Source organism: Bradyrhizobium sp. URHC0002, from assembly GCF_054059515.1.
Window position 1 is genome coordinate 51,681 of the sequence record NZ_JBSSCF010000001.1, and the last position, 20,208, is coordinate 71,888.

At 63.1% G+C, this 20,208-nt stretch carries 20 protein-coding genes; 9 read left to right on the forward strand and 11 right to left on the reverse strand.

The genetic code is table 11. The annotated features are described in order from the left end of the window. The first annotated feature begins 591 nt into the window (after nt 1-591). Together flhA and ACVWVY_RS00260 are read left to right on the forward strand one after the other, a co-directional pair. On the forward strand, nt 592-2,727 hold the full coding sequence (flhA, locus tag ACVWVY_RS00255; protein WP_456624526.1) for a flagellar biosynthesis protein FlhA: 2,136 nt from the start codon (nt 592-594) through the stop codon (nt 2,725-2,727). A gap of 332 nt (nt 2,728-3,059) precedes the next feature. Further along, the gene (locus ACVWVY_RS00260; RefSeq protein WP_456624527.1) at nt 3,060-3,266 is read left to right on the forward strand and encodes a hypothetical protein; all 207 of its coding nucleotides are present in this window, start codon (nt 3,060-3,062) and stop codon (nt 3,264-3,266) included. A gap of 320 nt (nt 3,267-3,586) precedes the next feature. Here ACVWVY_RS00260 and ACVWVY_RS00265 read toward each other — a convergent pair whose 3' ends face one another. From ACVWVY_RS00265 to fliI, 4 genes are all read right to left on the reverse strand, one after another. Beyond that, on the reverse strand, nt 3,587-4,489 hold the full coding sequence (locus ACVWVY_RS00265) for an anti-sigma factor (protein WP_456624528.1): 903 nt from the start codon (nt 4,487-4,489) through the stop codon (nt 3,587-3,589). A gap of 17 nt (nt 4,490-4,506) precedes the next feature. Continuing rightward, nucleotides 4,507-5,052 carry a sigma-70 family RNA polymerase sigma factor gene (locus ACVWVY_RS00270; protein ID WP_456624529.1) on the reverse strand — a complete coding sequence of 182 codons (546 nt, stop codon included), beginning with the start codon at nt 5,050-5,052 and terminating at the stop codon, nt 4,507-4,509. Nucleotides 5,053-5,234: 182 nt separating this feature from the next. After that, nucleotides 5,235-5,651, reverse strand: coding sequence for a flagellar export protein FliJ (fliJ, locus tag ACVWVY_RS00275; protein ID WP_057842912.1), 417 nt, complete (start codon nt 5,649-5,651; stop codon nt 5,235-5,237). Nucleotides 5,652-5,760: 109 nt separating this feature from the next. After that, entirely contained in the window at nt 5,761-7,086 is a 1,326-nt protein-coding gene (gene fliI / locus ACVWVY_RS00280; RefSeq protein WP_456624530.1) for a flagellar protein export ATPase FliI, read from the reverse strand. A gap of 360 nt (nt 7,087-7,446) precedes the next feature. Between fliI and ctrA the strand changes: the two genes are divergently transcribed. Continuing rightward, a complete protein-coding gene (gene ctrA / locus ACVWVY_RS00285; RefSeq protein WP_008138878.1) occupies nt 7,447-8,148 on the forward strand; it encodes a response regulator transcription factor CtrA in 702 nt (233 codons plus the stop codon). A gap of 109 nt (nt 8,149-8,257) precedes the next feature. Here ctrA and ACVWVY_RS00290 read toward each other — a convergent pair whose 3' ends face one another. Then, nucleotides 8,258-8,695, reverse strand: a complete 438-nt coding sequence (locus ACVWVY_RS00290) for a hypothetical protein (RefSeq protein WP_456624531.1) — start codon at nt 8,693-8,695, stop codon at nt 8,258-8,260. Nucleotides 8,696-8,877: 182 nt separating this feature from the next. Next, a complete protein-coding gene (locus ACVWVY_RS00295) occupies nt 8,878-10,032 on the reverse strand; it encodes a DUF937 domain-containing protein (protein ID WP_456624532.1) in 1,155 nt (384 codons plus the stop codon). A gap of 184 nt (nt 10,033-10,216) precedes the next feature. On the opposite strand from ACVWVY_RS00295, the gene ACVWVY_RS00300 reads away from it, so the two are divergent. The 6 genes from ACVWVY_RS00300 to ACVWVY_RS00325 all read left to right on the forward strand — a co-directional run bounded on the left by ACVWVY_RS00300 (nt 10,217) and on the right by ACVWVY_RS00325 (nt 14,219). After that, the gene (locus ACVWVY_RS00300; RefSeq protein ID WP_456624533.1) at nt 10,217-10,474 is read left to right on the forward strand and encodes a GlsB/YeaQ/YmgE family stress response membrane protein; all 258 of its coding nucleotides are present in this window, start codon (nt 10,217-10,219) and stop codon (nt 10,472-10,474) included. A 116-nt stretch (nt 10,475-10,590) separates the two neighbouring features. After that, nucleotides 10,591-11,175: a DUF4126 domain-containing protein gene (locus ACVWVY_RS00305; RefSeq protein WP_456624534.1), complete on the forward strand. Its 585-nt coding sequence runs from the start codon at nt 10,591-10,593 to the stop codon at nt 11,173-11,175. Between the two features lie 89 nt (nt 11,176-11,264). Then, entirely contained in the window at nt 11,265-12,071 is an 807-nt protein-coding gene (locus ACVWVY_RS00310) for a cytochrome P460 family protein (protein WP_456624535.1), read from the forward strand. A gap of 159 nt (nt 12,072-12,230) precedes the next feature. Continuing rightward, nucleotides 12,231-12,635 carry a DUF350 domain-containing protein gene (locus tag ACVWVY_RS00315; protein ID WP_456624536.1) on the forward strand — a complete coding sequence of 135 codons (405 nt, stop codon included), beginning with the start codon at nt 12,231-12,233 and terminating at the stop codon, nt 12,633-12,635. Between the two features lie 2 nt (nt 12,636-12,637). After that, nucleotides 12,638-13,057, forward strand: coding sequence for a hypothetical protein (locus ACVWVY_RS00320; RefSeq protein WP_456624537.1), 420 nt, complete (start codon nt 12,638-12,640; stop codon nt 13,055-13,057). A gap of 4 nt (nt 13,058-13,061) precedes the next feature. Further along, nucleotides 13,062-14,219 (forward strand): glutathionylspermidine synthase family protein, encoded by a 1,158-nt coding sequence (locus tag ACVWVY_RS00325; protein ID WP_456624538.1) that lies wholly within the window; start codon nt 13,062-13,064, stop codon nt 14,217-14,219. Between the two features lie 34 nt (nt 14,220-14,253). Here the strand turns inward: ACVWVY_RS00325 and ACVWVY_RS00330 are convergent, their stop codons facing one another. From ACVWVY_RS00330 to ACVWVY_RS00350, 5 genes are all read right to left on the reverse strand, one after another. Beyond that, complete coding sequence (locus tag ACVWVY_RS00330) at nt 14,254-15,132, reverse strand: CheR family methyltransferase (protein ID WP_456624539.1); 879 nt, start codon at nt 15,130-15,132, stop codon at nt 14,254-14,256. Further along, a complete protein-coding gene (locus ACVWVY_RS00335; protein WP_456624540.1) occupies nt 15,129-16,298 on the reverse strand; it encodes a protein-glutamate methylesterase/protein-glutamine glutaminase in 1,170 nt (389 codons plus the stop codon). Before ACVWVY_RS00335 ends, ACVWVY_RS00330 begins: the two co-directional genes overlap by 4 nt. 83 nt (nt 16,299-16,381) lie before the next feature. After that, nucleotides 16,382-16,747: a response regulator gene (locus ACVWVY_RS00340; RefSeq protein ID WP_108517399.1), complete on the reverse strand. Its 366-nt coding sequence runs from the start codon at nt 16,745-16,747 to the stop codon at nt 16,382-16,384. A 58-nt stretch (nt 16,748-16,805) separates the two neighbouring features. After that, nucleotides 16,806-17,276 carry a chemotaxis protein CheW gene (locus ACVWVY_RS00345; RefSeq protein ID WP_456624541.1) on the reverse strand — a complete coding sequence of 157 codons (471 nt, stop codon included), beginning with the start codon at nt 17,274-17,276 and terminating at the stop codon, nt 16,806-16,808. Between the two features lie 72 nt (nt 17,277-17,348). Then, the gene (locus tag ACVWVY_RS00350; RefSeq protein WP_456624542.1) at nt 17,349-20,126 is read right to left on the reverse strand and encodes a hybrid sensor histidine kinase/response regulator; all 2,778 of its coding nucleotides are present in this window, start codon (nt 20,124-20,126) and stop codon (nt 17,349-17,351) included. Nucleotides 20,127-20,208: the final 82 nt, after the last annotated feature.

Here is a 20,208-nt window from a genome sequence, read left to right on the forward strand (position 1 = left end):
GACGGAGGCAAAAAGGAATTCTTCTCCGGGGAGAGCGCGGCATAAGCCGTAGGACCATTGCGCAGGGAATGCCGGAGTGCTCCGACTGTACCTGTATGCTCGTGTGCGCATCTCACACCATCTCTTGCACGCGAGACCGCGGGTGCAGCAAGCACCCGGCATTCCCTGCGCCCTCTTGATGGGGCGAAGCGGTTGGCAAGACCCCGGGCGAAACGCGCCGCGGGAATATCTATGGCTGTCATCGCCCGCGAAGGCGGGCGATCCAGTATTCCAGAGGCCGCAGTGATTTAACCGAGAGGCCGCGGCGTACTGGGTACCCCGCCTGCGCGGGGTACGACAGTGTATGCGGGTCGAGATTCCGGGGTTCATGCCGGCGCCTCGCCCCGAATGACGGGCCAAAGCCACCCCGTTAACCCTTTGCTAACCATACACCCGGCAAGAATTGCCGAGTGAAGTCGAGTGTCGTCGGCCGCGTAGAACGGGAGGAACCCCGTGGACGCCAGTGCGGTGCCTCACTTTCGGACCGGTGGCCCTTCGGCCGCCGCGCAGACGTTTGGCGCCCGCGGGCGTCAATCGCGGGGGGGAGCTACCATGGTCGATATCACGGCGGGTCAGGGCGGCGCAGGCGCCAGCGGCAAGTTTCCGTCCTTAAGCGAAATCGGAGATATCCTGAAGCGCGGCGATCTGGCGCTGGCGTTCGGCGTCCTCACCATCCTGGTGGTGCTGATCCTGCCGCTGCCCTCGCTGGTGCTGGATCTCTTCCTGGCGATCTCGATCACGGTCTCGATCCTGATCCTGATGACCTCCCTGTTCATCCAGGCGCCGCTGGAATTCTCGGCGTTTCCGACCGTGCTCTTGATCTCGACCATGCTGCGGCTGTCGCTGAACATGGCCTCGACCCGGCTAATCCTGTCGCACGGGCATGAGGGCACGGCCGCGGCCGGCCACGTCATCGAGGCCTTCGGCAATTTCGTGATGAGCGGTAATTTCGTCATCGGAATTATCGTGTTCGCGATCCTCGTGATCGTGAACTTCGTCGTCATCACCAAGGGTTCGGGCCGCATCGCCGAAGTCGCCGCCCGCTTTCAATTGGACTCGATGCCCGGCAAGCAGATGGCGATCGACGCCGATCTCTCCGCCGGCCTGATCGACGAGGCGACCGCCAAGGCCCGCCGCAAGGCGCTGGAAGACGAAAGCGGCTTCTTCGGCGCCATGGACGGCGCCTCGAAATTCGTTCGCGGCGACGCCATCGCGGGTCTTCTCATCGTCTTCATCAACGTCATCGGCGGCATCATCATCGGCGTCGCGCAGCAGGGCATGAGCTTCGGCGACGCCGCCCGCACCTACACCGTGCTGACCGTCGGCGACGGTCTCGTCACGCAGGTGCCGGCGCTGATCGTCTCGACCGCAGCGGGCCTGTTAGTGTCGAAGGCCGGCATCACCGGTTCGGCCGACAAGGCGATGATGAAGCAGCTCTCGGGCTATCCGCAGGCGCTCGGCATGTCGGCCGGCGTGATGCTGGTGCTGGCGCTGCTGCCGGGCATTCCGATGCTGCCGTTCCTTGCGCTCGGCGGCGGCGCCGCGGCGCTGGCCTGGAAAGCGCGCAACCACAACCGCGTCACCAAGGCGGCGGAAGCGACCGCAGCGGCAGCGCCCGAACTCGCAGCCGCAGCCGCCCAGGCCGCCGCCGAAGAGCCGATCGCCACCGCGCTCAAGATCGACGATCTCAAGATCGAACTCGGCTACGCGCTGTTGCCGCTGGTCAATGGTCCCGACGGCACCGACCGCCTGACCGAACAGATCAAGGCGCTGCGCCGCTCGCTCGCCATCGAAATGGGTTTTGTGATGCCGGCGGTGCGCATCCTCGACAACGTCCAGCTCGAGGCCAACACCTACGTCATCAAGATCAAGGAAGTGGACGCCGGCTCTGGCAAGATCTGGCCGAACCAGTTCATGGTCATGGACCCCGCCGGCAACCAGGTCGGCGTGCCCGGCATTCACACCATCGAGCCGACGTTTGGCCTGCCGGCGACCTGGGTCGATGCCGCGCTGAAGGAAGAGGCGTCGCTGAAGGGCTACACGGTGGTCGACGCCGCCACCGTGCTGTCGACGCATCTGACCGAGCTGCTCAAGAACAACATGAGCGACCTCTTGTCCTATGGCGAGGTGCAGAAGCTCTTGAAGGACCTGCCGAAGGAACAGGGCGAACTGGTCAAGGACATCGTGCCGAGTTCGGTCACGGTCTCCGGCATCCAGCGCGTGCTGCAACTGCTTTTGGCCGAACGGATCTCGATCCGCGATCTCTCCACCATTCTCGAAGGCATCGCCGACGCGCTCGCCTTCTCGCGACACCCCGCCACCATGGTCGAGCACGTCCGCGCCCGGCTGGCGCGGCAGATCTGTGCGCAGAACACCACCTATAACGGCTACCTGCCGCTGATCGCGCTGTCGGCGCGCTGGGAGCAGGCGTTTGCGGAATCGATCGTCGGCACCGGCGAGGACCGCAGCCTGGCCATGCAGCCCTCAAAACTGTCGGAGTTCATGACCTCGGTCCGCAACGCCTTCGAGCAGGCCGCCCGCGAAGGCGAAGCGCCGGTGCTCGTCACCTCGTCCGCGATCCGCCCGTTCGTCCGCTCGCTGGTCGAGCGCTTCCGCGCGCAGACCACCGTGCTGTCGCAGGCCGAAATCCACCCGCGCGCGCGGCTGAAGACGGTGGGAAGCGTGTAGGCCGGCAAGCCGGGCGGCTAACGCAAATCAGCGGTAAAAACGGCGAAGCCTTTTCGCCACAGGCAAATGGTTTGTTAAAACCGCGCAGATCGGCAGGACTCCACGCCGCGCGCAGCGATTATCGACTTAACATATTGTAATACAAAAAATAATTTTCAATTTTCCGCAGCGGACGCAGCTTGCTGATCGCGGCTGTTCAAGTCTTTTCACCGGCTTGTGATCGCCCCTTGGGAACTATTCCCCGGATTCCCACGTTTCCTGACGCGAGACGTTGAACCGCCCTGCGAATGGCATCGACGAATTTGCGAGGCGGAAGGCGGCAGGAGACTTCCATGAACCATTCGATCTACAGCGCAGATCGCACGACCCATCTCAAGATCGTGGTCGTGGCTTTGGTTGCGGGTATCGCACTTGCCGGTTTCAGCATCTCGGCGCGCAGCACCTCGGATGAGGGTCTGACCCAGACCGCGAGCACGCGCGTAATGAAGGCCGGTAAGCCGGTCGTGATTACGAGTTCAGGCAACTCTGTCGTACGCTAGAGGAGAATTCACGAATTCACGGAATTCACGCGGCTCTTTATAGCCCCCCAAAGTCGCCACGTGGATATTTAAGACCCCAACTACCCCCAAGTTGACTACGAAAACGCCCGCTCCCCACGGGCGTTTTCTTTTTGTGCGGTAGCTGCCGCCATGCTGATCGACCTCATCCACACCCACAGACCGCATCCTGAGGAGCAGGCGAAGCCTGCATCTCGAAGGATGGCGGCGGGCAGATCGGGGGCCTCATGGTTCGCCCGGCGAGGCGGAGCATCGTCCGGAGACGGCGCTTGGCGCCTCCTCACCATGAGGGATGGGAAGCACTAGCGCGTGGCCGGCACCGTCTCGATCAGCTTGCCGGTGAAGACCGGCGCCGAGTGCGGCTTGCCGTCGGGCGAGCCGCCGGCCTGCTCGACCGTCACCGCAAAAAGCGCGGAATTGATCGTACCGGCGTCGAAGTCGGCGAGCACCGGGCGCGCGGTGAAATCGCTGCCGCCGATCACGCCGAGCGATCGCGGCTGCGGCAGCCTGTCGGAGATCAGCCACAGCTCAAAGCTCTTGCCGGGCTCGGCATCGGCCCCGACCTTGCGGACGGTGAAATTTTTGGTCGCGGCGTCGACCGTCAGGATGAAGGCGGGCGAGCCCCCGTCACGTTGCAATAGCGCAACGTATTGCGCCGAAGGCACGGGCTGTGGCGCCGGCGTCTTGACCTCGACCGTCTGGATGCGCGGCTTCGGCCGCAGCGCTTCAGGCAGCAGCTCCGGCCGATAGACCTGTACCGCCAGCATCCCGACCAGGGCTGCGGCAAGCGCCGTGGCGACGGAGGCGACATTGCGCCAGCGCTTCGCCCGATCGGGCAACTGGATGACGTTCGAATTGTCCACGGGAGCGGACGGCGCCTCGGCCGCCACGGGCTCGGCCACCACCACCGGTTCAGCCGGAGGCTCAGGCGGCGGAGGCTGTGGCGCCTCGGGCAGCACCAGCGGCGCCTGCTGTTCGGTGGAATGTCCGATCGCGGCCTTGATGTTCTCCCACACGATCGGCCGCGGCTCGACGGAGCCGACCATCTGGTTCAGCACGCCGAGCCGGTATTCCCAGGCATGCACGATGGCGGTAAATTCGGTATCGACGGCCATCATGGTCTCGACCTGCGCGCGCTCGTCGGCATCGAGGGTGCCGAGCGCGTATTCCGCGGCGAGCGCGATATGGTCTTCGCTATAGGCCATCGTTCAAGATCCGGGCCTCACAGCCCGAGACACTCCCTGATTTCCATCATGCTGCGGCGCAGCCACGTCTTCACCGTATTTACCGGCGTCTCGAACTTGGCGGCGAGTTGCTCACGGCTCCAGCCGTTGTAATAGGCCAGCAGCACCAGCTTCTGCCGATCCGGCTCGAGACGGCCGACGCATTCCAGCAACCGCTTCAATTCTTCCGTCATCTCGCGGCGCGCCAGCGGATCGGGTGAATCGGCCGCCACTTCCATCGCGGTCGGCTCCTCCTCGATCGAAACCTCGCTCTTCTTGCGCACCACGTCGATCGCCCGGTTGCGGGCGATCGACGCCATCCATGTAATCGGCGAAGCAAGCGCCGGATTGAACTGTCCGGCGCTATTCCAGATCTTGACGTAAGCCTCCTGAATGACCTCCTCCGCGAGGTCCTGACGCCGCAAGATACGGAGCACGACGCCGAAGAGTTTCGCGCGCGTGGCGGCGTAAAGGCGCTCAAAAGCGGCCTCATCCCCCTTCGCAACCGCGGCAATCAGCCATACCAGCTCCGCTGGCGTCAGCATTCAGCGTCCCCCAAATCGCGATCCTCCATCGCGTGCTTACGCCGGAGCAATCGGGAAGTTTCGTAGCATACCCTGCGCCAAAGGGGCCACCAAGTCGCCGGTTTCGCCGATTCCGGACAAGAAAAACCCCAGGCCTTGCAGCCCGGGGGTTTGATCGTTGCAACCGATGAGTGTGAGAGGCGTCAGGCGACGCCAAGCCGGGCGCGCATCAGGCCGATGGAATCCATGTCGGCCTGCTCCCGGGCGCTCTCCTCGGCGCGCTCGCGCGCCTGGTCGCGCTCGTCGAGCAGTTCGACCTTCTTGAGCTCCTCGAACGCTTCGCTCAGCAGGCTCTTGGCGTCCTCGAGCTGGATACGCAGCTCGTCGGCGGAACGGGTCAAGTTCTCCCGGCGCTGGATCGCGGCCTTGGCGTAGGTGGGGTAGGCGAAATGGGAGGGATCGTTGATCCCGGCCCGCTCCTGTTCGGTCTGGATTTCGCGCTCCAGATCGACCGACATGCGCTGGAAGTCGGCGATCATGCCTTCGATCTGGGTAACCCTTCGGCGCTTCTCGTCGACCTGAAATTTCTTCAGGCGGATCAGCGTTTCTCGTGACTTCATCGACTCATACTCCCCAGAAGTCCCAATCTGAACGCGGGACGGAGCCGGCTCCCCCGGGGGGCCCCACCGGCTTCATTAATCATGTGACGGGGATGATGGCCTGACAAAGTTAGCGTTCCGTTTCCAAATTGGCGAGGATTTGCGCCAACTGGCGGTAGCCGTCATCCAGGCTCGATTTTTCGTCCTTGGCCTGGCGCAGGAAGGCTTCCAGCGGCTCATGCAGCCGGATCGCCTCGTCGACTTCGGGACTCGAACCCGCCCGGTAGGCGCCGAGCCGGATCAGTTCCTCCATATCGGCGTAGGTCGCCATCACCTGGCGGCCCCGCATGATCACGGGCAGATAATCGGGATTGGCCGATCTCGGCATGGTGCGGGAGACCGATTTGAGGATGTTGATCGCGGGAAACCGTCCGCGCTCCGCAATCGAGCGTTGCATCACGACGTGGCCGTCGAGAATGCCGCGGACCGCGTCGGCGATCGGCTCGTTATGGTCGTCGCCATCGACCAGCACCGTGAAAATGCCGGTGATGGTGCCAACGCCGGTGCCCGGCCCTGCCCGCTCCAGGAGTTTCGGCAATTCGGTGAACACGGTCGGCGTATAGCCCTTGGCCGTCGGCGGCTCGCCGGCCGACAACCCGATCTCGCGCTGCGCCATCGCAAAGCGCGTGACCGAATCCATCAGGCACAGCACGTCCTTGTCCTCGTCGCGGAAATACTCCGCAATCGCCAACGTCAGATAGGCCGCCTGCCGCCGCATCAAAGCGGGCTCGTCCGAAGTCGCCACCACCACGACCGAGCGGGCAAGACCCTCGTCGCCGAGATCCTCCTGCAGAAATTCCTGCACCTCGCGGCCACGTTCGCCGATCAGGCCGATGACGGTAATGTCGGCATCGACGTTGCGCGCCAGCATCGACAGCAGCACCGATTTGCCGACGCCGGAACCGGCGAAGATGCCGAGCCGCTGGCCGCGGCAGCAGGTCAGGAACGTGTTGAGCGCTCGCACCCCGAGATCGAGCGGCGCCCCGACGCGCTTGCGCGAATGCGCCGGCGGCGGCGAATTGCGGTAGGGCATCGGCGACGGTCCCTGCGCCAGCGGCCCCTTGCCGTCGATCGGTTCCCCCATGGCGTTGATGACACGACCGAGCCAGGCCGGTGACGGCCGCACCTGGCTGGCCGCCGTGGCAATGACCGCGCGGCAACCGCGCCGCACACCGTCGAGCCCGCCGAACGGCATCACGACAGCATTGCTGCCGGAAAATCCGATCACCTCGGCCGGAATGAAGCGGTTGCCCCCGGTATCGATCACGATCCGCGCGCCGACCGACATCGCATGAATGGGCCCCGCGATCTCGACCATCAGCCCGCGCACGCCCACAACACGGCCATATATATTGACGCCGTCGATATCGCCGATCTGCTCTGCGAGCGCCTTCATTGCGAAAACCTTAAGTTTCCACGCATTTGAGCGCGGCGCTTAACCTCGTGTTTACCCGCATCATTAATCATTGCGTCACTGTCTTTGGTGACTGAGAGCGCTCGCCCAGAAGGGCGAAACGCGGGAGTCGGTTAGGTCCGTCTCTTAATCTGGAGCTTGAGTGGACACGGTAGAGAAAAGCTGCTTTCGAGCAACATCTTAGGGCGATTCGCTAAAAATTGCACTTAAAGAGCTTGCGAACCGGAATCAGGATTTGTTAACCATGTGTCTGTCAGGATCCGAATCAGTTGTTAAAGGCGTTTTGAGTGCCGCAAGTGCGGCCGACCTGACGCCCGGAGCGGCGGACTAAAGGGGACTGGCATGCGCGTTTTGCTGATTGAAGATGACAGCGCAGTCGCGCAGTCGATCGAGCTGATGCTCAAATCCGAGAGTTTCAACGTCTATACGACGGATCTCGGAGAAGAAGGCGTCGACCTCGGTAAGCTCTATGATTACGATATTATCCTTCTCGACCTTAACCTGCCCGACATGTCCGGCTACGACGTGCTCAAGCAGCTCCGGGTTTCCAAGATCAAGACCCCCATCCTGATCCTCTCCGGTCTCGCCGGCATCGAGGATAAGGTCAAGGGCCTCGGCGTCGGCGCCGATGACTACATGACCAAGCCTTTCCACAAGGACGAACTGGTTGCCCGTATCCATGCGATCGTGCGCCGTTCCAAGGGTCATGCCCAGTCGGTCATCCAGACCGGCGACCTCGTCGTCAACCTCGACACCAAGACGGTCGAAGTCGGCGGCCAGCGCGTGCACCTGACGGGCAAGGAATACCAGATGCTGGAGCTGCTCTCGCTCCGCAAGGGAACCACCCTCACCAAGGAAATGTTCCTCAACCATCTCTATGGCGGCATGGACGAGCCCGAGCTGAAGATCATCGACGTCTTCATCTGCAAGCTGCGCAAGAAGCTGGCCAACGCCTCCGAAGGCCGCAACTTCATCGAAACCGTGTGGGGCCGCGGCTACGTGCTGCGCGAGCCGCACGAGCACGAAGAGCGCATTCCCGCCTGACACCAGGGTTTTACGGCGAGCCGAAAGGCTCACTCCTCCCGACTGGAACCCCGCCGCAAATGGCGGGGTTTTTGTTTGGGGGGGCTTTGTGGCCTGCCGGGATGGTCGCTTAAGCGCCCAGCGCGGTCGATATCTCGCCGAGGGTCGCCTTCTCGGCGTCGCTCACCTTGACCCCAGCACTGAACAGGCCCCCGCCTTCCGACGCCGCCTCGGCGGTGCTTTGACTGATCTGCCGGAGCCAGTTCTTGAACTCCGCCGCATCACCGGGCGCCTTCGCGGCAAGCAAGGCAGAAACATGCCGCAGCTCATCGATGCATTTGTCTTTCATTTCGGCCGGCTTGCTATTCGCAAATTTTGTTTTCAGGCCGTCTCGCGCGGCGCTTCGCCCCTCGCCGCTGGAAAAGTCCGTGACGACCGACTTGACCAGCGCGTTGGTACCGGAGCCGGTCGCCGCCTGGGCGAGCGCCGTACCTCCGGCAAATGACTCCTTCAACAGTCCCCAGAGCCCACTGGGTTCGGCCGCGGTGATGGCCATCCCGGCGATCATCGGGCTCTCCAGCAACAGCGTCCACTCATCCTTTGTGAAGCTTGTCTTGTCAGCCATTGATCATACTCCTGGTGAATACAAACGGCGGATTGAGCGATCCTCAGCAGCGCGAGTGTGCAAAGCCCCCGACAATACGTTGAGCAGCCGTCCGGCGCAGGCCGGACGGCACGACGTTCTGAAATTCAGGAGCGCGCGAGCGCGTCGAGCTTGCCTCGAAGCTCATCAATCGCCGGCTTCGCAATATCGCCGGCGCCGGGCGTCGCCAGCACCTTGTCACACATCTGGTTGATCGTGGGGGTCGCGACCACAATAAGCTTTACGAGGGTGCTCTTCCCTTCAGGAGAGAGCTGCGTTGCGCGGGAACTGACCTCATTCAATTGAGCTACTGCCTCCTTCAGCTTGGGCACGGCGGCTTGGGCCGAAGCGGCATCGGTGATGCCGGGAAGCAAGGTCCTGATGGAACCAACCGACACGTTGATCTGGTTCGCCAGATTCATCCCTCCGACCGTCAAATCCGCCGGAGCCTTGCCGACGGTTCCGGTCTCGGTCCGCGTCATGGCGGGAGGCGACACCTGAGCGACTGTGTCCTCCCCTGACCGACCAAAGGCGAACCAAGCGAGACCACCCAATACCGCCGCGGCGACCAACCAGTACGGCCATTGTGGCACCGCTGTTCGGCTGGCCACCGCCGAGGCTGACTGACCGGCCCCGGAAATGATCCGCTCCGAAGCGTCCGCAACCCGGCCGCCAGCCGCGCTGGCTGCCGCCGCACCGCTGCGCAAGCTTCCAGTCGCTCCGTCAATGAGACCAGCGGCACTCAACTGACCGGCGAGACCGGACGGTATTGCCGCGGCGATCTGATCCTTCTGTGAAGTGAGAAGAGACACCAGCCCGCTTGCGTCGAGACCCGTGCTGCGTTGCTGCTGACCTAACGCACCAAGGACCAAGGGGCCAAGCATGCTGAGCATCGACTTGCTGGTGCCCTCGCCGATCCCCGCGAACTTGCCTATCGTCTGTGCCAATGAGTCCAGCGTGCCGCCACCGAACAGGCCCGAAAGCATGTTCGATCCCGTTTCCGCCAGCGAGTTCTGGCCGGAAGCGCCGGTGAGATTCTTGAGGCTCTCAAGCGACCCGGATTGTTGAGACAGCGTGTTGGTGAGCTGGCGTGCCCCATTGGGAGTGGAGGCAACGTCAGCGAAGCTTGCAAGAAGCGCGGGAATCCCACCCGCGATGGCTTTTTGCGCAACATTACGATCAATACCCAGAACAGATGCGATCTTCGCGATCATGTCCGGCGTGAGGAATTGCATCACCACAGAGACCAAATTTGTCGCCATTGCGATCCTCCCGAGCAAGGGGTGCAGTTACCTGCTCAAGTTAGTCCGTCCAGTCTGGATTGCGTCTCCCAAGTTTAATCACCTTATATTACAACCGCACCGGACTAATCCGAGTTCCACAAAAGCTGCTACGATCTGGCTCCCAGCGAAGAAGTATCGCTCCTCAACGCAAGGGGTTACGCGAATGGGAATTCTGTGGACGATCATCATCGGCTTTATCGCCGGAGTCATCGCCAAATTCATTATGCCGGGCGACAAGGAGCCATCAGGCTTCATCATGACGACGATCCTTGGGATCGTCGGCGCTTTCGTTGCATCGTATCTCGGACGAGCCCTCGGCTGGTACAGCCCGGGTGAAGGTGCAGGGCTTATCGGCGCGGTCGTCGGGGCGATCATCGTCTTGTTCGTGTATGGCCTCGTCACGAGCCGGCAAACGACTTGAAAGGCGCGTTCATGTCGGGCGATGTCGGATCGCGGAAGCCTCGCCGCCGGTAGCGCCGGTCAGCATCGGCTGATCCTTCACGCTGCCCTGAACTGGGGCCGATGGAGCCTGCGCACATGTCGAACCTGGATCTTGCACTGTCGGTTGCACTTGGCATCGGACTCGCCGCCGCAACCGGCTTCCGGTTGTTCCTGCCGCTGCTGATTCTGAGCGGCGCGGCTTACACCGGACATGCAAGCCTGAACGAGGGCTTCGCATGGCTCGGCACACCAGCCGCCCTCATCATGCTCGGCACGGCAGCCATCGTGGAGATCGCCGCGTTCTACATTCCTGGCGTGGACAATTTGCTCGATACGGTGGCGACGCCCGGCGCCGTCGTCGCAGGGACGATCGTGTCCGCCGCTGTTATGACCGACCTGCCGCCGATGGTGAAATGGACGGCGGCCATTATCGCGGGAGGCGGCGTTGCCGGCATCACGCAAGGTTTGACCGCGATGCTCAGGGCCAAATCCACCGTCTTCACCGGTGGCCTTGGCAATTCGGCGGTTGCCACGGCCGAACTCGGGAGCGCCTCGCTGATCTCGATCCTGGCGCTGACGGCGCCGATCGCCGCGCTCGCACTGGTCATCCTCTTCTTCTGGCTGGCATTCCGCCTGCTCCGGGGCCTGGCTCGGGGATCGCGTCGGCCAAACGAACAATAGCCGCTTACGCGACGAAATCGTTTCCTCTGGATTGAAACCCGCTTCGCGGTGTCTCGTACTTGCAGGAATTCCACAACGAGGGGGAAGTCATGAAAAACGTCAGGCTGGTTGCCGCTGTTGCGCTCGGATCGGTATCGGGCGCGCTCATCGGTTATTCGGCGCTCGCCGGCGGCGACAAGGTCGCCTTCCCGGAGAATTTCGACAAGGGCACGCTCTACGCCACAGTCGATCGTTACGACAACAAGCAGTATCGCGAGCTCTATGCGACGCCGGCGGCGGTCGATGCGGCACGCAAGGGGCAGCCGATCCCGAGCGGCACGGTGCTGACGCTGGTGCAGTACAAGGCCCAGCTCGATGCGGCCGGCGAGCCACTCAAGGATGCCAACGGCCGTTTCCAGAAGGGCGACCTCGTCGCCTACACGGTGATGGAAAAGCGCGACGGCTGGGGCACCGAGTACAAGGACGACATTCGGAACGGCGAATGGGAATACCAGGCGTTCGGCCCGGACAAGAAAGTCAACGACAAGGCCAATTTGACGACCTGCTTCACCTGCCACAAGCCGCATGCCGGGCAGGATTTTGTCATCTCGCTAGCGGGCCTGAAGGGCACGGCCGAAGGCGCCATGGCAAAGCCCGCGCCGGGCCCCGGCGTGGTCTCGATCTCCGACTTCAAGTTCGGGCCGGAGACCGTCGTCGTCAGCAAGGGCCAGACCATCACCTGGCACAACGCTGATTCCTCGCCGCACCAGGTGACGATCACCGGCCCCAAGGCGCAGCGCTCGTCGATCGCGCTGAAAGGCCAGACCACCCAGCTGAGCCTCACTGATGCAGGAATCTACGATTACATCTGCGGCCTGCACCCGGCCATGAAGGGCAAGATCGAGGTCAGGGAATAGCCGGCTGCGTCAACGCCGCCACGAACGATTTGCGAACCTCGCCCGAGATGGCGGGGTTTTTGTTTGGGCACAGTTTTTATTGGGATTGAACCCCCTGCTCCTATGCACCGACTGAGAGATTGTGCGAACCTGTCAGGACGCACGAGTGGGGGCGAGTTCATGATCCTTCAATCGCTCGCCGGGCTGCCGGCGTTCCTGGTGTATTTCTGCACGGCGATTGTTGCCGTGGTCGCCTACCTCTTCGTCTATACCCGCGTCACGCCGCACAATGAGTTCGAGCTGATCCGCGCCAATGAGCCGGCGGCCGCAATTGCGCTGGGCCTGAGCCTGCTCGGCTTCGTGCTGCCGCTGGTCAGCGCCATCGCCCATTCCGCCAATGTCTGGGATTGCCTGATCTGGGCTTTGATCGCGCTGATCGTGCAAATCATCGTCTATTTCCTCGTCAGGGTTCCGGTACCGAAATTGTCGGAGCGGATCGCTTCCGGCGAACTCGCCGCCGCGATCTGGCTCGGGCTGGCCTCGCTGGCCGCCGGCGCACTCAACGCCGCCTGCATGATCTACTGACCATGGCAAACAAATCGGACAAGGATTTCGGCAAGCGCAAACCGGTCTCGGTGCCGGCATCGCCGCGCCCCGGTCCGCCGGCGAAACGTTCGGGCCACGTTGCGCTGCTGCTGATGGGTACGTTTGCGGTCGGCACTGCCGCCTATGCGCTGATGCCGAACCGGAATTGCGAACCATCGCCGAATGCGGCCTCGCCGTCGCTCCAGCAAGGTAGTACCGAGTGCTCATCGCGCGGCTCTTCGTCCAGCAGCCATGGCAGTTCAGGTGGCGGCTCCGGCGGCAGTTCGTCGCGCAGCAGCTACTACTCGAGCGATTCGTCCTCAAGCCATTCATCCTCGGGCACTTCCGATTCCGGCTCGCACAGCGTGCAGCGCGGCGGCTTCGGCTCGTTCGGGCATGCGGTCGGTTTTTCAGGCGGCTGAATTCATGCAGCGCATCCCCTGCCCCGAACGCGACGACTGGCGTGCCACCGCCGAAGGCGTAGGCTTCACTTTTCACGCCATCGACGGCGAACGCTATTGGGACGAGCGGGCCTATTACGCGTTCACGCTCAACGAGATCGAACGGCGGATCGAGGCGCCCACCGGCGAGATCGAGGCGATGTGCCTCGAACTGGTCGGCCGTACGATCAAGGATGAGAAATATCTGCGCCGGCTGAAGATACCGGAAGCGTTCTGGCCGCTGATTTCGGAGAGCTGGCGCCGCCGCGACGCCAGCCTCTATGGCCGGCTGGATCTGAGCTACGACGGCTGGAGCCCGGCGAAACTGCTGGAGTACAACGCGGATACGCCGACTTCGATTTTCGAAGCCGCGGTTTTCCAGTGGACCTGGCTCGAACAGGCGATGGAACGCAACATCATCCCGAAGCGCGCCGACCAGTTCAATTCAATCCATGAGCGTCTGATCGACGCCTGGAAGAAACACGGCGGTGCGAAGCATCTGCATCTCGCCGGCATGAATGACAATACCGAGGATGCCGGCACGCTGGCCTACCTGCAGGATACCGCGAGCCAAGCTGGATTGCAGACCACGCTGATGGACATCAAGGACGTCGGTCTCGGCGGCGATGGCCGCTTCGTCGATCTCGACGACCGCGCCATCGAACTCGCCTTCAAGCTCTATCCCTGGGAATGGATGTTTCACGACACGTTCGGCGCGAAGCTGGCAAGCGCGCCGACGCGCTGGATCGAGCCGCCCTGGAAAGCGATCCTTTCCAACAAGGGCATTCTGCCGCTGCTCTGGGAGATGTTTCCGAAGCACCCCAATTTGCTGCCGGCCTATTTCGAGGACGATCCGAAGGCGTCCATGCTCGGCTCCTCGTTCGTGCGCAAGCCGCTTTATTCGCGCGAAGGCGCCAACATAGCCCTCGTCAGCGCCGGCACCACGCTGATGGAACAGCAAGGCCCATACGGGGCGGAAGGGTTCATCCGGCAGGCTTTCGCGCCGCTGCCGAGCTTTTCCGACCAATACGCCGTGGTCGGAAGCTGGCTGGTCGATCACACGCCTTGCGGCCTGTCGATCCGCGAGGACGAGAACCCGATCACCGGCAACACGTCGCGCTTTCTGCCGCACGCGATATTGTAGCGCGGCTCGCCGGCAGACGCGGCGAAGACCAGGCTCAGCCCGCCGCGGCGACGGCCCGCAGGGTTTGCGGCACCAGGGTCGATGCCCCCACCCGGATCACCGGCGCGATGTTCGGACGATAAAGTCCGCGGCGCTCCGGATAGGGCTTGAAGGTGTTGGTAATGCCGACCACGGATTCGGCCGCACCCAGCGCCAGCACGCCATCGGGCTCCAGCATCCGGGAGAGCCGCTCGAAGATATTGGTCTTGGTATTCTGATCGAAATAGATCAGCACGTTGCGGCAGAAGACGATGTCGAACACGCCGAGATGGGAGAAGTCCTGCAACAGGTTGAGCTGACGATGCTGCACCATGCTGCGGATTTCGGCGTTGATCTGCCAGAGTTCGCCGTTCTGGGTGAAGTACTTCACCAGCAACCCGATCGGCAGTCCGCGCTGCACCTCGAACTGGCTGAAGATTCCGGCCTTCGATTTTTCCAGCACCGCCTGCGACAGGTCGGTCGCGACGATCTCGGTGCGCCAACCCGACAGCAAGGGTCCGGCTTCCTTCAGGCACATCGCGATCGAGTACGGCTCCTGCCCGGTGGAGGAGGCCGCGCACCAGATACGTAGGGAACGACGGGCCGCGCGCGCCTGCGCCAGCGCCGGGAGGATCGTCTCCCGCAAATGGTCGAACGGAATCTTGTCGCGAAAGAAGAACGTTTCGTTGGTGGTCATCGCCTCGACCACCTCCGCCGTCACCGCGTTGGCTCCGCCCTTCATCTTCTCGACGAGTTCGGAAATGCCCGGCAGGCTGGACTTGCGCGCCAGCGGCAACAGCCGGCTTTCGACCAGATATTGCTTGTCGGCGGAAAGATCGAGCCCGGAGCGCTCTTTCAGAAGCTTACGCAGATACTCATAGTCTGAAGGCGTCACGAACGATCTCCCGAAAACAACCGAACCAGTTTGGGCGCGATCTGATTGAGCGGCAGAACCGCCGCGCAAATACCTGCATTGGCGGCCGCGCCCGGCATGCCCCACACGACGCTGGTCGCTTCGTCCTGGGCAATCACGCTACCGCCGGCGGCGACGATGTCCTTGCCGCCGCGCATGCCGTCGGAGCCCATGCCGGTCAGAATCACCGACATGATGCCGCCCTGCCAGACGTCGATGGCCGAGTTGAACAGCGGGTCGACCGCGGGTTTGCAGAAATTCACCGGCGGCCCGTCGTCGAGCGCGATCGCAGTCTCGGCGCCATGGCGCACCACGCGCATGTGGCGGCCGCCCGGCGCGAGATAGATCCGGCCGGGCTTGACGATCTCGCCATCGACGGCTTCATGCGCCGGTCGGCGGCTTGCGCGCCCGAGATGTTCGGCAAGAATCGTGGTGAAAGTCGGCGGCATGTGCTGGGTGATCAGCACCGGAAAGCGATCGATCACCGGGCCGATCTCGGCGACCAGCGTCATCAGGGCCTGCGGGCCACCGGTCGACGAACCGATCAGGAGCACCCGCGGCGCCAGCATGCTGAAGGGCTGGCGCGCCAGTTGCAGTTGCGCAACCGGTGCAGCGGCCGGCTGGACCGATACTTCACGTACCCGCTCGGGGGCCGGCGCCACGGACGGGCTCGCGGAAGGCTGCGCACGCCGGCGGGCCCTGGCGCCCAAATGACGAATCTTCTGAATCAGATCGTGGTGAAAGGTCTCGGCCGCGGTGGCTTCGCGCGTGCTCTCCGGCTTTGGAATGTAGTCGGCCGCGCCGAGCGAAAGCGCCTTGAAGCTGATCTCCGCATTGCGGCGGGTCAGCGTCGACGCCATGATGATGACGAGGTCGCGCTTTTTCGCCAGGAGTTGCGGCAGCGCCGAAATGCCGTCGAGCTCCGGCATTTCGATATCGAGCACGGCAACATCGGGCTTGATGCGTTCGATCTGATTGACGGCGTCGAGACCGGTACGCAAGGAGGCCGAGACCTCCATGTCCGGCTCGGCGCCGATCCAGCGCGAGATCATCCCGCGGATCACGACGGAGTCGTCGACCACCATGACGCGCAGCTTTTCTTGCCGTGTCGAGATTGGCGGTGGAGACCTCGTCAACGCAACACTCATTACTTCACCCGACCCCAACTCAAGCGGCACACTTACAAAAACAACGCCGAAGGCCGTTGAGCCACCGGATCAAACAGGCGAGATCAGAGCAGGCCGACTTCCTGGAACTTCGCTGTGACGATGTCCTTGTCGAACGGCTTCATGATGTACTCGTTGGCGCCGGCATGCAGCGCGCGCGCAATGTGTGCGACGTCGTTTTCGGTGGTGCAGAACACCACCTTGGGCGCATCGCCACCGGGCATCCGGCGCAGATTGCCGAGGAATTCATAGCCGTCCATGACGGGCATGTTCCAGTCGAGCAGAACCGCTTCGGGCATGGCGCGCTTGCAGACTTCAAGCGCCTTTTGGCCGTCCTCGGCTTCGACGATTTGAAAGTCGAGACCTTCGAGGATTCGGCGTGCGACTTTTCGGATGACGCTCGAGTCGTCGACGACCAGACATGTTTTCATTTTAGGCCTCCAATTACACCAGATCCCAACAGGGATGTTTCCGTTCCAGGTTCGGTCTTCATGCCGCCATCAGGTCAGGCACGATTTCGAGAACGCGATCGACGTCGAGGACGACCATGAGCTGGCCGTCGAGACGGTGAACACCGCCGGCGAGCTTGGCCATGCGGGGATCGAGATTGACGGGGTTTTCCTCGCGGCCGTTATCGTGGAGTTTCAAGACCTCGCCGATCTGGTCGATCAGGAGGCCGTAGGACTCGCCGCGCGAATCGACGCCGACCGCCATCGGCGGCTTGCCGTCGTCGTTCTTGGGTAAGCCGAGCCGGGCGCGCATGTCGACCACGGTGACGATGCGGCCGCGCAGGTTGAGCACGCCGGCGATCTCGCTAGAGGCCAGCGGCACCCGCGTCAGCCGTTCCGGCATGAACACGTCCTGCACCCGCGAGATCGGCAGGCCGAACAATTGCCCGCCGATCACCGCGGTGACGTATTCGGCGACAGTGCCTTCGGTGGTCTCGGTCTTGGTTGTCATGTGCGCTTACCTTGTTTGAGCATGATCTTTTCGGAAAACCGGTTCCCACTTTTCCGGATCATGCTCGATTCCTTACGCCGCTTTCCTGGTCTCGGCGGTCTGTTCCTTCAGCGCCGCGATCAGGCCGGGACGGTCGAACTTGGCGACGAAATCATGGAAGCCGGCCTGCCGCCCGCGCTCGATCGCCGCCGGCGACGTCAGCGAGGACAGCGCGATGATCGGCATCGTGCTCAAATTGTTGTCGGCACGGATGGTTTCGGCGAACTCGAAGCCGTTCATTTCCGGCATCTCGATGTCGGTCAGCACCACGTCGTAGTTGTGGCCCGAGCGCAGCGCCGACAGCCCCTCCTGCGCGTTGACGGCGACCCGCACCTTGTAGCCGGCGGCTTTCAGCACCGGCGCCAGCATGTTGCGGAAGAAGGCACTGTCATCGACCAGCAGCACCGATCGCGCCGTCGATGACTCCCGCATTTCCTTGCGCGAGAACCAGTCGGCAAACGCCATCGGCAGGAAGTGGCCGACGTCGATCACTTCGGTGGCCTGGCCCTTGATCACGGCCGAACCCAGAATGCCGTCCTGCTGGCCGGCGACTTCGATGTGCAGCCGCTCCTCGACGATATCGATGATCTCGTCGACCACGAGCCCCATCGAGCGGCCGTCGTCGGCGAACACCAGGATCGGCTGCGAGCCCTGGGTCTGGACGCTGACCCCGGCCATCTGCACCAGCGGCATCAGTTGCTCGCGGTACTGCACCATGTAGCGGCCGTTCGAGAGCTCGATCTTGTCGGTGGCGATCTCCTCCAGCCGGGTGACGAGGCCGAGCGGAACCGCCTTGGGCTGGCTCGATCCGGCGCGGAACACCAATAGCGACGTCAGCTGTTCGCCGCCGATCGCATGCGCCGCAGACGCTTCATCTGCCATCTCATGGGCCGAGGCGCCGGAGGCGCCGAGCGCCTTGGCAATGCCGTTGGGATCGATGATCATGATCACGGCGCCATCGCCCAGAATGGTGTTGCCGGAGAACATGTCGATGTGCCGCAGTTTTGTCGACATCGGCTTGACCACGATTTCTTCGGTGTGGAACACGCCGTCGACCACGATGCCAAAGGTCTGGCTGCCGACCTGGGTCACCACGATGAAGCCGTTCTCGGGGTCGCTTGACGAGCCGTCGTCGATCTTGAGCAGCTTCTTCAGGTGCATCAGCGGCAACAGCTTGTTGCGCAACCTGAGCACCGCGGTGTCCTTGATGCGCTCGATGCGGTGTTCGGAGTTGGCGCGGGCGCGCACCAGTTCGACCACGGAGAGCTGCGGGATCGCAAACCGGTCACCGGCGGCTTCCACGATCAGGGCCGAGACGATGGCGAGCGTCAGCGGGATCTTGATGGTGACGGAAGAGCCCTCGCCGGCCACCGACTTGATGTCGATGGTGCCGCCGATCTGGTCGATATTGGTACGCACCACGTCCATGCCGACGCCGCGGCCGGAGACCGAGGTGACGGTGGCGGCGGTGGAGAAGCCCGGCGCAAAGATGAACTTGTGGATCTGGGCTTCCGTCATCTTCTCCAGCTCGGCCTCGGTGACGAGACCGTTCTGGAGCGCCTTGGCCTTGATCCGCTCGGTGTTGAGGCCGCGGCCGTTGTCCGCGATGCAGATGATGATGTGGCCGCCCTCGTGATAGGCGGACAGCCGGATGGTGCCCTGCTCGCCCTTGCCGCTGGCCAGCCGCTCGGCCGGCGTTTCCAGGCCGTGGTCGGCGGAGTTGCGCACCATGTGCGTCAACGGATCCTTGATCAGGTCGAGCACCTGGCGGTCGAGTTCGGTGTCGGCGCCGTGCATCTCGAGTTCGATCTGCTTGCCGAGTTCGCCCGAGAGGTCGCGGACGATCCTTGGCAGCTTCTGCCAGGCATTGCCGATCGGCTGCATCCGCGTCTTCATGACGCCTTCCTGCAGCTCGGCGGTGACGTTGGACAGCCGCTGCAGCGGCACCTTGAACTCGGTGTCCTCGTTGCGGCGGGAGATTTCCAGAAGCTGGTTGCGGGTCAGGACCAGCTCGGAGACCATGGTCATCAGATGTTCGAGCGTGTCGACGTTGACGCGGATCGACTGGTTGGCGATCTTGTCGGCTTCCTGGACATCGGTGTCGACGGCCGCGGCGCGCTTGGCCGGTTTTGCCTTGACGGTTTCCTTAGCAGTTTCCTTGGCAGTTTCCTTGACGGCTTCCTTGGCTTCCGGCGCGGGCGCAGATGCGGCCTGCTTGGCGACAGGGGCCGGCGCGGGTTTGGGCGCGGGTGCGGCTTCGGTCTCGGTCTCGCGAAAGGCGCGCTCGAGGTCGTCGAGCGAGACTTCGCCGGGACGCAGCGGGCGTTCCAGCACCTGGTCCACCAGCGTGCCCGCCGTTATTGCGGGCTGCACCGGTGGGGCGGCGACGACGGGCACGGGGGCGGGTTGAGCGGGCGCTTCTGCCGCCGCATGCTTGGCGCCTTCGGCCATCGCATGCAGCTGCTCGATCAAATCTTCGTCGGTGCCCTCGGGCTCGGTCTCGGTGGCCTCGAGGCCGGCCAAAATCTCTTTAATGCGGTCGATCGAGGACAGGATCAACGTCACGGCCTCGGCCTTGACCGGCATGCCGTCGCGGAATTTGCCCATCAAAGTCTCGCCGGCATGGGCCAGCGCTTCCAGCCGCGGCAAGCCCAGGAAGCCGCAGGTGCCCTTGATGGTGTGCACCAGGCGGAAGATGTTATCCAGGATCTTCGCGTCGCTCGGGTCCTGCTCGAACCGAACCAATTGATTGTCGACCGTATCCAGGCTCTCGCTGGTTTCGGTCAAAAACTCCCGCAACAAATCATCCATGAAACTGGCCTTCGTACGCACCGGCACGCGACATCGACGTGCCTTACGGAACTTGGCCAGCTTCTATGCAAAGCGTTTAATA

What these genes read in the sequence shown, in the direction of transcription:
- flhA (WP_456624526.1), top strand. Translation starts at nt 592, where the DNA reads ATGGTCGATATCACGGCGGGTCAGGGCGGCGCAGGCGCCAGCGGCAAG.
- ACVWVY_RS00260 (WP_456624527.1), top strand. Translation starts at nt 3,060, where the DNA reads ATGAACCATTCGATCTACAGCGCAGATCGCACGACCCATCTCAAGATC.
- ACVWVY_RS00265 (WP_456624528.1), bottom strand. Translation starts at nt 4,489, where the DNA reads ATGGCCTATAGCGAAGACCATATCGCGCTCGCCGCGGAATACGCGCTC.
- ACVWVY_RS00270 (WP_456624529.1), bottom strand. Translation starts at nt 5,052, where the DNA reads ATGCTGACGCCAGCGGAGCTGGTATGGCTGATTGCCGCGGTTGCGAAG.
- fliJ (WP_057842912.1), bottom strand. Translation starts at nt 5,651, where the DNA reads ATGAAGTCACGAGAAACGCTGATCCGCCTGAAGAAATTTCAGGTCGAC.
- fliI (WP_456624530.1), bottom strand. Translation starts at nt 7,086, where the DNA reads ATGAAGGCGCTCGCAGAGCAGATCGGCGATATCGACGGCGTCAATATA.
- ctrA (WP_008138878.1), top strand. Translation starts at nt 7,447, where the DNA reads ATGCGCGTTTTGCTGATTGAAGATGACAGCGCAGTCGCGCAGTCGATC.
- ACVWVY_RS00290 (WP_456624531.1), bottom strand. Translation starts at nt 8,695, where the DNA reads ATGATCGCCGGGATGGCCATCACCGCGGCCGAACCCAGTGGGCTCTGG.
- ACVWVY_RS00295 (WP_456624532.1), bottom strand. Translation starts at nt 10,032, where the DNA reads ATGGCGACAAATTTGGTCTCTGTGGTGATGCAATTCCTCACGCCGGAC.
- ACVWVY_RS00300 (WP_456624533.1), top strand. Translation starts at nt 10,217, where the DNA reads ATGGGAATTCTGTGGACGATCATCATCGGCTTTATCGCCGGAGTCATC.
- ACVWVY_RS00305 (WP_456624534.1), top strand. Translation starts at nt 10,591, where the DNA reads ATGTCGAACCTGGATCTTGCACTGTCGGTTGCACTTGGCATCGGACTC.
- ACVWVY_RS00310 (WP_456624535.1), top strand. Translation starts at nt 11,265, where the DNA reads ATGAAAAACGTCAGGCTGGTTGCCGCTGTTGCGCTCGGATCGGTATCG.
- ACVWVY_RS00315 (WP_456624536.1), top strand. Translation starts at nt 12,231, where the DNA reads ATGATCCTTCAATCGCTCGCCGGGCTGCCGGCGTTCCTGGTGTATTTC.
- ACVWVY_RS00320 (WP_456624537.1), top strand. Translation starts at nt 12,638, where the DNA reads ATGGCAAACAAATCGGACAAGGATTTCGGCAAGCGCAAACCGGTCTCG.
- ACVWVY_RS00325 (WP_456624538.1), top strand. Translation starts at nt 13,062, where the DNA reads ATGCAGCGCATCCCCTGCCCCGAACGCGACGACTGGCGTGCCACCGCC.
- ACVWVY_RS00335 (WP_456624540.1), bottom strand. Translation starts at nt 16,298, where the DNA reads ATGAGTGTTGCGTTGACGAGGTCTCCACCGCCAATCTCGACACGGCAA.
- ACVWVY_RS00340 (WP_108517399.1), bottom strand. Translation starts at nt 16,747, where the DNA reads ATGAAAACATGTCTGGTCGTCGACGACTCGAGCGTCATCCGAAAAGTC.
- ACVWVY_RS00345 (WP_456624541.1), bottom strand. Translation starts at nt 17,276, where the DNA reads ATGACAACCAAGACCGAGACCACCGAAGGCACTGTCGCCGAATACGTC.
- ACVWVY_RS00350 (WP_456624542.1), bottom strand. Translation starts at nt 20,126, where the DNA reads ATGGATGATTTGTTGCGGGAGTTTTTGACCGAAACCAGCGAGAGCCTG.